We start from the raw sequence: 10,852 nt of genomic DNA, 5'->3' as shown, positions 1-10,852 counted from the left end.
TAGGCGCCGGTACGGGCGTACATGACGAACGCGCCCCAGGCCGCGCCGGCGACCGTGAAGTCGGGACTCTGAGAGCCGAGCTTCGAGTCCCGGAGGTGGATGGTGTGGGGGCAGGGGGCGACTTCGAGGCAGGCAGCGCCCTGGTCGTCGCTGTAGCTGGACTTGCGCCAGTCGAGAGCTACTTCCAGGCAGTTGCCGCCCTGGCTGTCGCTGTAACTGGACTTGTACCAGGTCAGGCGTTCGCTCATCGTTCCTCTGCCACCTCTCTGATGAATGTGGCTGACTCCTCCACGCTATGGCAGTGCATACGGATCATCGCATGAGATTGGGCAAGCGCGCTCACCTTGTCAGGGCTGGCATGCAGGACGCTGACCTCTGGGGCTTCGATGTACCCGTAGTTGTCGTGCTCAGGCGTCTCCAGCAGCACGATGCTGCCGTTCAAGGCAACCCCGCTGCATCGGCCGAAGGGGAGCACCTGAATCGACACATTCCGCAACTTGCCTACTTCCAGCAGGTGTTGAAGTTGCTCCCGCATCACCTGTGGCCCGCCTACTTGGGTACGCAGTGCAGCCTCGTAAATCACGAAGCCGTACATCACGCCGACCTTGCGCCGCAGAGCATCGGCCCTTCGGAGTCTTGCTGCCACACGCTCGTTGACCGTCTCGTCATCGAGTGGAGGCGAACTGTCGCCAATCAGTGCCCGTGCGTAGGCCTCCGTCTGCAACAGGCCGGGGATGAGCAGCGGTTCATAGCAGGCGAAGCTGATGGCTTCGGCCTCGATGGCCATGAACTCTTGCGACCTCGCCGGGAACGGCTCCGGCTTCAGGTACTCCTGCGCCGCAACAAGCTTCCCGCCCGCCCCACACGCCTGGTCCGCGATCTGCAACAACCGCAACGTGGGCCGACGGCGGCCGTTCTCCATTGACTTGATGTACTCGTAGTCGTACCCGGCCTCCTTGGCCAGCGCGTCGCGACTGATACCCGCCTCCGCGCGCCACATCTTGATCTGACTGCCGCAGTACCGCCAGGCGATCGGCGGTTGGGAGTTCACTTCGGTCGCCACACAACCTCCCCTGGGTCCATGGCAGGTACGCCCACGCGCGTACCCGCGCCGCTGCTCGCGAGGCTACGCACAGGCGAGGACTGTGATCCCGGAATCGCGAAAGCTCCAACTCAAGGGATGAACAGCGCATGCAGACTCCCCGACTCCCGCTGCCCACGACGGCTCCGAAGGACATCGAGTGGCGCCTGCCGCGTCACGCGCGAAGCGTGGGCAGGGCACGCACACTGTTCCGTGAACAGGCGAAGTCATGGGAGCTTCCGCAGGAGTTGACGGAGACGGCGGAACTCCTCCTGAGCGAGCTGATGACGAACGCGTACCGCCATGCGAAGGTCCCGCCCGGCCGCGAGATCTGGGCCCGCTGCGAGCTGACCGAGGACCGCCTCCGCATGACGGTGACCGACGCGAGCGACACACTTCCGACACCGGGCACCCCGGCTCTGGAGGACGAGACGGGCCGGGGCCTCGCCCTGGTGGTGGCCTTGGCGGACGACTGGGGCGCGGAGGGAAGGGAGTGCGGCATCGGCAAGGAGGTGTGGTTCGAACTTGCCGTGCGCCCCGTCCGCTAAGCCACCGGTCACACCAGCCGCCGAGCCGTGGCCCACCGCGTCAGCTCGTGGCGGTTCGACAACTGGAGCTTGCGCAGGACCGCCGAGACATGGGACTCGACCGTCTTCACCGAGATGAAGAGCTGCTTGGCGATCTCCTTGTACGCGTAGCCGCGGGCGATGAGGCGCAGGACCTCGCGCTCGCGCTGGGTGAGGCGGTCGAGGTCCTCGTCGACCGGCGGGGCGTCCGTCGAGGCGAAGGCGTCGAGGACGAACCCGGCCAGGCGGGGCGAGAACACCGCGTCGCCTTCCTGCACACGGAAGATGGAGTTGACGAGGTCCGAGCCGGTGATGGTCTTGGTGACGTAGCCTCGGGCGCCACCGCGGATCACACCGATCACATCCTCCGCGGCGTCCGACACGGACAGCGCCAGGAACCGGACCGGCTGCTCGGCGTCGGACATCAACGGGGCGCAGCGACGCAGCACTTCGACGCCGCCGCCGCCCGGCAGATGGACGTCGAGGAGGACCACCTCGGGCCGCGACGCCGTGATCACCGAGACCGCCTGGTCGACGTCGGGGGCCTCACCGACCACCTCCACACCGGTCTCCTCGGTCCGGCCGATCTCGGCGCGCACGCCCGTACGGAACATACGGTGGTCGTCGACGAGCACGACCCGCACATGCCGACCGGCCCCGCCCGTGCCGGTCACCGCGGACTCGTCGGCAGCGGCCTGCCCCGTGGTCCCGTTCGCGTCGTTCATGTCGTCTTCTCCGCCCTCTCCATCTCCAGCTCGACCTCCGTGCCCCCGTCCGGAACCGCGCGCAGCCGTGCCGTGCCGCCGTTGCGCTCCATACGGCCGATGATCGATTCTCTGACACCCATGCGGTCGGCGGGTATCGCGTCGAGGTCGAAGCCGGGGCCGCGGTCGCGGACGGACACGAAGACCGTCTTGCCCTCGACCTCGGCGTAGACCTGGACGGCACCGCCCTCGCCACCGTACTTGGCGGCGTTCACCATGGCTTCACGCGCGGCCTGCATCTGTGCGCCGATCCGTTCGTCGAGCGGGCAGTCGCCGACGACAACGACTTCGATGGGGACGCCGTGCTTGTCCTCCACCTCCGCCGCGTTGCGCCGGACCGCCTCCGCGAGGGTGTCGGGCTCCTCTTCCTCGTCCTTGCCGGTGCCCTCCGGCTTGTAGAGCCAGGCGCGCAGGTCGCGCTCCTGGGCGCGGGCGAGGCGGCGTACCTCGCCCGCGTTCTCCGCGTTGCGCTGGATCAGGGTCAGGGTGTGCAGGACCGAGTCGTGGACATGGGCGGCGACCTCCGCGCGCTCCTGGGCGCGGATGCGCATCAGGCGTTCCGCGGAGAGGTCTTGGGACATGCGGACGAGATACGGCCCGGCGAGCAGCGCTATGCCGACGAGGACCGCGAGCGCCGCCTGGAGCACCGAGCCGAGGTGGGCCGCGGAGCCCTGGAGGACGAAGATGCCGGAGACTCCGGCGGTGACCAGCAGCACACCGGCCGCGGCGCGCAGCAGGGTGAGCGTGCGCCGGCGGCTGCCGACCTCCACCCAGCGGGCGCGACGCGCGTTGTCCGCCTGACGCCAGACCAGGGCGACGCCCGCGGCGACGAGGACGGCGGGTATGAGGTAGGCCTTGGCGCCGTTGTCGAGGTTGACGCTGCCCACGAAGGTCAGCGACATGATGACCATGAGGAGCAGGGCGAGGATCTGGCCGCGGTCGGGCTTACGGGTCACCAGCTTGCGGCGGCCGTCGGGCGAGGCCTCCGTACTGACGAGGGGGCGGCGGTCGTCGACGCCACCCAGACCGAGCGGGACGAAGAACCAGAACGCCGCGTACACGAGCGCGCCGAGGCCGTCCGCCATGTTCAGACCGAGGAAGATCAGGCGGACCCAGATCACGGGCAGGCCGAGATGTCCGGCGAGCCCCCGCGCCACGCCCCCCAACCAGCGTCCGTCGCTGCTGCGGTAGAGCTTGCGCGGCGCCCGCGGTTCGGCATGTGGGAGTGTTGCGGCGTCCGGCATGCCATAGATGGTCACACGACCGGCCCACCCGGACATCAGGGTGGACCCCCGAGACGTCCCTGATCTTCCTGGCCGCGGTGCTCGAACAGTCCCCGGAGGGGCGTCCGTCGAGATATCAGGGTTCGGCCAGGGTCATCCCGACTGCCGCCGCGCCTCTCGGGCAGGGACCATGGACGCATGACAGATCAGCAGCACGCGGAAGCGGGGCAGAGCGAGGCTGCCGGGCGCGAGGGCCCGGAGGCTCGCGGGTTCGCCGACGCCCGCAGCCGCACCTCGGGATCCGAAGGCGCCCCCGCGCCCGATGACGCGGCCGTGGCCGAGGGGCCGGGCCCCTTTCGCCGCGACCGGCGGTACAAGACGCTGGCGGGCGTCTGCTCGGGCCTGGCCCGGCAGTGCGACATGGACCCGGTGATCTTCCGCATCGTGCTCGCCGTGCTCTCCGCGACGGGCGGTATCGGCCTGATCTTCTACGGCTTCGTTTGGCTCCTCGTCCCGTACGAGGACGAGGAGGAGAACGCGGTCCGCAAGATACTGACGGGTCGTGTCGACGGCCAGGCTCTGACGGCGGTGCTCTTCGCCCTCGTGGGATGCGGGGTCTTCCTGTCGATGCTCAGGAACGGCGGGCTGCTGAGCTTCGCCGCCGTCCTGTCCGTACTGCTCGCGGGCGCGGGCTACTGGTCGCGGCAGCGCGGCGCCACGGCCCAGGACCCGCTCGCCGCGCAGGCCGCCGCCGACGCCCCGCCGGAGGCGACGGCCCCGCCCGTCCCCGTCTCCTATCCCTCCTGGTGGCGCGATCCCATCGTCAAGGACGGCACGCATGTGGGCGGCACGGGCTATCTGTGGGGGCCGAGCAACGCCCGTCATCGTGACGTCACGGCTGCGGTGAACATCGCCCTCGACGGCAAGGACGGCCGGTTGAGACGGGCCGAGTGCCGGCCGAGGCCGCGGGGGCCGCGCGGGATCGGCGGCCGGGTGTTCCTGCTCGCCCTGCTCGCGGGCGGGCTCAGCGCCCACCTGGCCTGGGACGACCAGGCGCTCGGCACAAGCCTCCAGATAGGCCTGGCCGCCGCGCTGACGGTGTTCGGTCTGGGGATCGCGGTCAGCTCGTTCCTGGGGCGTACGGGAGCGGGCTCGGTCTTCCTCGCGGTGCTCACGGCGGCCCTGCTCGCCGCGTCGGCGGCCCTGCCGAAGGATGTGAGCACGCAGTGGAACCGCCCGACCTGGACACCGGCGTCCGCGGCGGCCCTTCAGGAGAAGTATGAGCTGGGGATGGGCACGGGCACCCTGGACCTCACCCGTCTCCGGCTCGCCCGAGGCCAGACGGTGGCGACCCGGGTGGAGACGGGCGTGGGCCGGCTCAAGGTGGTCCTCCCGCGGGACGCGAAGGTGGAGTTGAGGATCAACACGGGCGTCGGTGACATCCAGTTGCCGGGCAGCGCCAAGAAGGATGTGGACGTGAACCTGGGCGAGTACAAGCATCTGACCCTGCCCCCGGACACTCCCACGAAGAACGCGCCCACGCTCGACCTCTTCCTGGAGGTCGGGATCGGCCAGGTGGAGGTGGCCCGTGCTGCGTCATGAGTTCCAGCCCGGTCGGCTGACGGCAGGTCTCTTCCTGACCGTCGCGGGCATTGCCTTCCTCGGTGATGCGGGCGGCGCCTGGGAGATTCCCTGGTTCGTGATCATCCCGATCGTCACGGGCGGGCTCTGCCTCGCGGCTGTGACAGGGATGGTGGGCAGTTCCATACGCAGGGGCCGGGCGGCCCGCAAGGAAGTCCGCGACGCGTCCGGCGGAGGGACGACGGCCTCGTAGTCGGCCGCCGCTCGGCTACCGGGGCCACCAGCCCACGAATTGGCGTCGTCGGGCACGGAGAGCGGAGTCCAGGGAGAAGACGGGGGCACCGGCGAGGATCAGCGGGAGCCAGGCCATGAGATAGGCGAGGTCGTTGCCGTAGTAGTAGGGGCTGGAGGCCCAGCTCACGGTCAGCCACAGGCTCAGCGAGATCAGTGCGCCGCCGAGCGCGGCGAGCCGGGACAGCAGACCGAGCAGGGTGCCGATACCGACGGCGAGTTCGCCGAGGGCGATGGCGTAGCCGAAGCCGACAGGGCTCTTGAGCGCCAGGTCGACCAGGGCCGGGACCGCCGACGAGCCGCGGACGTTGCGCATCAGGTCGCCGAGCGAGCCGGCACCGGAGGCGTGCATGAAGGCGCTGTCGGTGAGCTTGTCCAGACCCGCGTAGAGGAAGGTGATGCCCAGGAAGACGCGAAGAGGAAGCAGGGCGTACCGCAGAACCGCGTCCCGCCGGTCGCGTCCCACCTCGAGATGGGGGGTGGTGTCCGTCCGCATGCTCTGAGCCATCGTCTACGCCGCCTCTCGTCCCCCGCGCCTATGTCCTCTTCCCAGACCATACGTACGAAAGGAGAAGCTCGCTCTACGGGGCAGCGGCTCCTTCCGGCCCTCCCGCCGCCCGCGGCTCCCGCGGACCGAACGGCGAACCGGCCCCCGGAGCAGGCGCCTTCGCCCCGACGCACACGCTCGGCCCCCGACCCGCACACGCCCCCACTGAGCGACGACCGAAGGGGCCGTACGGGTACATCGGGCGCTCGGGACCCGCGTTCGGGCTCCGAGCTGTCAGGCGCGAGCCCGGTGGGGTCAGTCCGTGACGTCGATCGTGACCCGGTTCGTTTCCACTCCGGCCGCTGTCACCACCTGGACCTCCACACGGCCGGGTTCGACGTCGACCGGGACGGGGACGGTCAGCAGGGTGTCCGTGGGGTTCCTGAAGCCGCCGGGGACGGGGACCAGGGGGACATGGACATGGACGGTGCCGATGCGGACCACCATCCGGGACAGGCGGTCCGCGGTCTGCGCGCCCGGGGGGACGAAGCCGGCGCCGCGGATCTCGATGTCGTCGCCCGTGCGGATCGGTGCGTCCAGATCGCCCGCCTCCCGCGCCCGGACCACCGAGAGCACCACCGGGCGACCGCCCTCGGCGTACTTCCCGGCGAGGTACGTGGCCGCCGAGATCAGTACCAGCAGGGCCAGACCCCAGGGCAGGTCGGGGAGTTGGTCGGGGCGGCGGGCCAGGCGTACCACCGCGAACACCAGGGCCGCCGCGCTGATCACCACGTACTGGGTGTCGGCGAAGCTGCCACGCCCGGAGTCGTCCGTCAGGAGGTCCGCCGCGCGGGGCCGGTCGGCGCGTACCTTCTGCAGGCGCTGGCCCAGCACGCGCAGTCCGACCACGCGTCGTACGAGCACGGCGACCACGCAGACCATCGCGACCACCGTGACCACGCCGAGGCCGCGGGCGAGATCGAGTCCGGCGATGAGTGCGTCGCGTCGGCTGTGGGCCGAAGCCGCGGCCAGTTCGCCGACCAGCACCAGCAGGGCGTACACCACGAACAGCACCCAACCGGCGGCCACCGCGCGGGAGGTGGAGAGCCGGTTGTCCTCGCCGATGACGGGCGCGAGCGCACCGCCGCGCGAGCGGTGCAGATACCCGGCGGCGGTCAGCGCGACACCCACCAGCGCCGCCGCGACCAGACCGGCGGTCCGGGCCACGGTCCACCCGGCGCCGATGGCCGTCAGCGCCTGGGTCAGCAGCAGGACGCCCACCGCCGGCCAGACCGTGAGCGCCGTACGCCGCCACAGCAGGCCCAGCCAGGCCTCGCCGTCGGCGCGGCTCCGCTCGGCGACGACGTCCGCGGACTGGGTGAGTTCGTCGGACACCCACTGGCGGGACGCGGACGCGGAGTACGCGACCGCGGCGGGCAGCCCACGTCCGGACGCGAACTCCTCGCGTTTCGCGAGGAATTCGGCGACGGCGCGCCGGTGCCCCTCGCGCGCACCGTGCGGGCAGTCCCCGCAGGTGCAGCCGCCCTCGTGTGCGTCCGGGCCGCCGCCGTACCCCGCGCCCTGCCTCGCCTCCTGCACCGCCACGCCCGCTGCCGCCTTCCCGCGCCGGTTCACCCCGTCAGGACCGTCATCGCAACTACCCTGCGATGACAGCGAATTGTGCCGTACGGGACACGCCGCGCGTCCGCCAGGTCCGGTCTGGACGGGTGAATGAGCGCGCCGTTGGTTGACCGCCGCGAAAGGCCCTGGTCCGGGTCTTCCCAACGACCCTGGTACGGGGCTGCGTCGGGGCCGCGTACGCGAAAGAGGTGGAACCGCCGCGGCGGTTCCACCTCTTCAGGCGCGGATGAGCCCGAGGCTCACTCCCATTCGATCGTGCCCGGGGGCTTCGAGGTCACGTCGAGAACGACACGGTTGACGTCGCGGACCTCGTTGGTGATCCGGGTGGAGATCTTCGAGAGCACGTCGTACGGGAGCCGGGACCAGTCGGCGGTCATGGCGTCCTCGGACGAGACCGGGCGCAGCACGATCGGGTGGCCGTAGGTCCGGCCGTCGCCCTGGACGCCGACGCTGCGGACATCGGCGAGCAGCACGACCGGGCACTGCCAGATCTCGCGGTCGAGACCGGCCGCGGTCAGCTCCTCGCGGGCGATGGCGTCGGCCTCGCGGAGCAGGTCCAGCCGCTCCTTGGTGACCTCACCGACGATGCGGATGCCGAGGCCGGGGCCCGGGAAGGGCTGGCGCTGGACGATCTCCTCCGGCAGACCGAGCTCCTGTCCGACCATGCGGACCTCGTCCTTGAAGAGCTTGCGGAGCGGTTCGATGAGCTGGAATTCCAGGTCCTCGGGGAGACCGCCCACGTTGTGGTGGGACTTGATGTTGGCCGTGCCGGTACCGCCGCCGGACTCGACCACGTCCGGGTAGAGCGTGCCCTGGACGAGGAACTCGACGGGCTCGCCGCTCGCGCCGGCCTCGGCGATGATCTCCGCCTGGGCCTGCTCGAAGACGCGGATGAACTCGCGGCCGATGATCTTCCGCTTCTCCTCGGGGTCGGAGACACCCTCGAGCGCGGTGAGGAACCGCTTCTCCGCGTCGACGACCCGGAGCTGGACACCGGTGGCCGCGACGAAGTCCTTCTCGACCTGGGCGGTCTCGCCCTTGCGCATCAGGCCGTGGTCGACGTAGACGCAGGTGAGCTGGGAGCCGATGGCCTTCTGGACGAGGGCGGCGGCGACGGCGGAGTCCACACCGCCGGAGAGCGCGCAGATGGCGCGCTTGGTGCCGACCTGCTCGCGGATCGCCTCGACCTGCTCCTCGATCACGTTGCCCGTGGTCCAGGTCGGGCTCAGGCCCGCGCCCCGGTACAGGAAGTGCTCCAGGACCTGCTGGCCGTGCGTGGAGTGCATGACCTCGGGGTGGTGCTGGACACCGTAGAGGCGCTTCTCGTCGTTCTCGAAGGCGGCGACCGGGACGACGTCCGTGGACGCCGTGACGGTGAAGCCCTCGGGGGCGGCGGAGCAGGCGTCGCCGTGGGACATCCACACGGCCTGCTCGTCGGGGGTGCCCTCGAAGAGAGTGGAGGACGGCCTGGAGACGGTCATCGTCGTCCGGCCGTACTCACGCGCTCCGGAGTTGTCGACCGTGCCGCCGAGGGCCTGCGCCATGAGCTGGAAGCCGTAGCACATGCCGAAGACGGGGACACCGGCTTCGAACAGGGAGCGGTCGACGGTCGGGGCGCCCTCTTCGTAGACCGAGGAGGGTCCGCCCGAGAGGATGATCGCCGCCGGGTTCTTGGCGAGCATCTCCTGGACCGGCATGGAGCTCGGAACGATCTCGCTGTAGACCCGGGCCTCACGGACGCGACGGGCGATGAGCTGGGCGTACTGCGCGCCGAAGTCGACGACCAGGACGGTGTCGGGTGCGGCGGCGGCAGCGGGGGTCGCTGTTGACACGGGGTGCCTTCCGGCGGTTGGGCGGGGGTCTGGCAGGTACCAATTCTAACGGGGCGCCCACGAGATCCTTTCCGCGCGGAGCGGCCCCCGGCCCCGGGCGACCGCCGTACGGCGAGGCACTGTGCCACGTCTCACCATGCGAACCCGTTTGGACACCGCCCGCGACGACGGCATACTGGCCCCATGCTCACGCACCCGACCTTCCTCTTTACCTATGGCAACCGGCCCGCCGGCTGCCATGGTCGTGCTGCTTGAGCCAACGCCAAGCGACTTCCCAGGCGCCCCGGGCCACATGGTCCGGGGCGTCTGACGTTTGCGGGGCCAAGCCGATCCGGGGCACCTCGTCTCATCCCGATTCCCACATCCCGATCCCCGAGGAGCCCCCACAATGACCGCCATCACCGACCAGCCGGCCACCGAGCAGACCGGCGCCCGCACCCCCGAGGCCGCCGATGTGATCTGCGGCGCACGTGAGCGCATCGACGCGCTCGACGACCGCATCATCGGCCTCGTGCAGGAGCGCATGGCGGTCTCCGCCGTCATCCAGGAGGCCCGGATCACCTCCGGTGGGCGCCGGGTGAACCTCTCCCGCGAGATGGAGATCCTCGGCCGCTACCGCGACGCCCTCGGCAAGCCCGGCACGGCCCTCGCGATGACCCTGCTCGAACTGAGCCGCGGCCGGGTCTGAACACCCGGTACCCGGTGCGGACGTGTCCCCGACGCGCCGTCCGGCGCACCCACGTTCGTATGCCCTCTCACCCGTACGGAGCGTGACCGGGGCCGCGAGGGGTTCGTTGGTCCCGGTGTCCGTGCCAGCCAGGGGCGGACGCCAGGGCCTGTTCTGAGTTGCCCGTCGTTCGCCCGGAGGGCGGGCGGCGCGGCATCTGGTGCTGGGGGCACCTCCCACGCCCTTCAGGCAGTGGGAGCATCGCAAGGCGGAGGGTCGTCCGCGTACTGGGCGTACGCGGGCGAGCCCGACAACGCGGCGAGGTGCCGTGCCAGGCGTCGCGCCGCAGGCGGGCAACTCAGAACAGGCCCTGGAGAACCACGCGTGGCTCCGCTGGAGTGATGAGACGTACGGATCGTGCCGTGCGTCGTGGGACCTCGCTCCAGGGGTGTGACCGGACGGCAGGGGACAGCAGTCCGGTCACCAGAGAGGCCGGTCCCGGGGACGCCCGGGACCGGCCGGCGGATCGTACCGGGCGGATGCGCCCCAGAAGCCCCGGAAGCCGCCGGAAGGCGATGCTCCGGGGAGCGTGACCCACCTCACATAAGATTTCCGTCAAGGCGCGGGCAACCCTTTACAGGATTCACAGGTCGCATTGTGTGAATCATGGGCCACACCCGCGCCCCACACGCGGAGGCCTCCCCAGATGCGTCACGTAG

11 protein-coding genes are annotated in these 10,852 nt (G+C 70.5%); 4 read left to right on the top strand and 7 right to left on the bottom strand.

Annotated elements, in window-relative coordinates:
* Both NGF19_RS11945 and NGF19_RS11940 read right to left on the bottom strand, forming a co-directional pair.
* Positions 1 to 248 (bottom strand): DUF397 domain-containing protein (locus tag NGF19_RS11945; protein WP_252424715.1); only part of this gene is annotated, 248 nt, incomplete at its 3' end.
* Entirely contained in the window at positions 245 to 1,063 is an 819-nt protein-coding gene (locus NGF19_RS11940) for a helix-turn-helix domain-containing protein (protein WP_252424713.1), read from the bottom strand. The genes NGF19_RS11945 and NGF19_RS11940, both read right to left, overlap by 4 nt.
* Before the next feature lie 128 nt (positions 1,064 to 1,191).
* On the opposite strand from NGF19_RS11940, the gene NGF19_RS11935 reads away from it, so the two are divergent.
* Entirely contained in the window at positions 1,192 to 1,629 is a 438-nt protein-coding gene (locus NGF19_RS11935) for an ATP-binding protein (protein ID WP_252424711.1), read from the top strand.
* Between the two features lie 8 nt (positions 1,630 to 1,637).
* Here NGF19_RS11935 and NGF19_RS11930 read toward each other — a convergent pair whose 3' ends face one another.
* Positions 1,638 to 2,372: a LuxR C-terminal-related transcriptional regulator gene (locus NGF19_RS11930; protein ID WP_289734665.1), complete on the bottom strand. Its 735-nt coding sequence runs from the start codon at positions 2,370 to 2,372 to the stop codon at positions 1,638 to 1,640.
* Positions 2,369 to 3,655 carry an ATP-binding protein gene (locus NGF19_RS11925; RefSeq protein WP_252424709.1) on the bottom strand — a complete coding sequence of 429 codons (1,287 nt, stop codon included), beginning with the start codon at positions 3,653 to 3,655 and terminating at the stop codon, positions 2,369 to 2,371. The genes NGF19_RS11930 and NGF19_RS11925 overlap by 4 nt, the downstream gene beginning before the upstream one ends.
* A gap of 177 nt (positions 3,656 to 3,832) precedes the next feature.
* Here NGF19_RS11925 and NGF19_RS11920 point away from each other — a divergent pair, with 177 nt between their 5' ends.
* Together NGF19_RS11920 and NGF19_RS11915 are read left to right on the top strand one after the other, a co-directional pair.
* Positions 3,833 to 5,236, top strand: a complete 1,404-nt coding sequence (locus NGF19_RS11920) for a PspC domain-containing protein (RefSeq protein ID WP_252424707.1) — start codon at positions 3,833 to 3,835, stop codon at positions 5,234 to 5,236.
* On the top strand, positions 5,223 to 5,468 hold the full coding sequence (locus NGF19_RS11915; protein WP_252424705.1) for a hypothetical protein: 246 nt from the start codon (positions 5,223 to 5,225) through the stop codon (positions 5,466 to 5,468). Before NGF19_RS11920 ends, NGF19_RS11915 begins: the two co-directional genes overlap by 14 nt.
* Before the next feature lie 15 nt (positions 5,469 to 5,483).
* On the opposite strand, the gene NGF19_RS11910 is transcribed toward NGF19_RS11915, so the two are convergent.
* The 3 genes from NGF19_RS11910 to guaA form a co-directional block, all read right to left on the bottom strand.
* Positions 5,484 to 6,014 carry a DoxX family protein gene (locus NGF19_RS11910; protein ID WP_372505650.1) on the bottom strand — a complete coding sequence of 177 codons (531 nt, stop codon included), beginning with the start codon at positions 6,012 to 6,014 and terminating at the stop codon, positions 5,484 to 5,486.
* 294 nt (positions 6,015 to 6,308) lie between these two features.
* Positions 6,309 to 7,598 carry a hypothetical protein gene (locus NGF19_RS11905; protein ID WP_252424703.1) on the bottom strand — a complete coding sequence of 430 codons (1,290 nt, stop codon included), beginning with the start codon at positions 7,596 to 7,598 and terminating at the stop codon, positions 6,309 to 6,311.
* Positions 7,599 to 7,873: 275 nt separating this feature from the next.
* Complete coding sequence (guaA, locus tag NGF19_RS11900; protein WP_252424701.1) at positions 7,874 to 9,466, bottom strand: glutamine-hydrolyzing GMP synthase; 1,593 nt, start codon at positions 9,464 to 9,466, stop codon at positions 7,874 to 7,876.
* A gap of 388 nt (positions 9,467 to 9,854) precedes the next feature.
* On the opposite strand from guaA, the gene NGF19_RS11895 reads away from it, so the two are divergent.
* Positions 9,855 to 10,154 carry a chorismate mutase gene (locus NGF19_RS11895; protein ID WP_252424699.1) on the top strand — a complete coding sequence of 100 codons (300 nt, stop codon included), beginning with the start codon at positions 9,855 to 9,857 and terminating at the stop codon, positions 10,152 to 10,154.
* Positions 10,155 to 10,852: the final 698 nt, after the last annotated feature.

The organism is Streptomyces macrolidinus, from assembly GCF_023887685.1.
Lineage (GTDB): Bacteria > Actinomycetota > Actinomycetes > Streptomycetales > Streptomycetaceae > Streptomyces > Streptomyces macrolidinus.
Note: the sequence above shows the minus strand (reverse complement) of the source record. Positions and strands in the feature narration are given on the sequence as shown.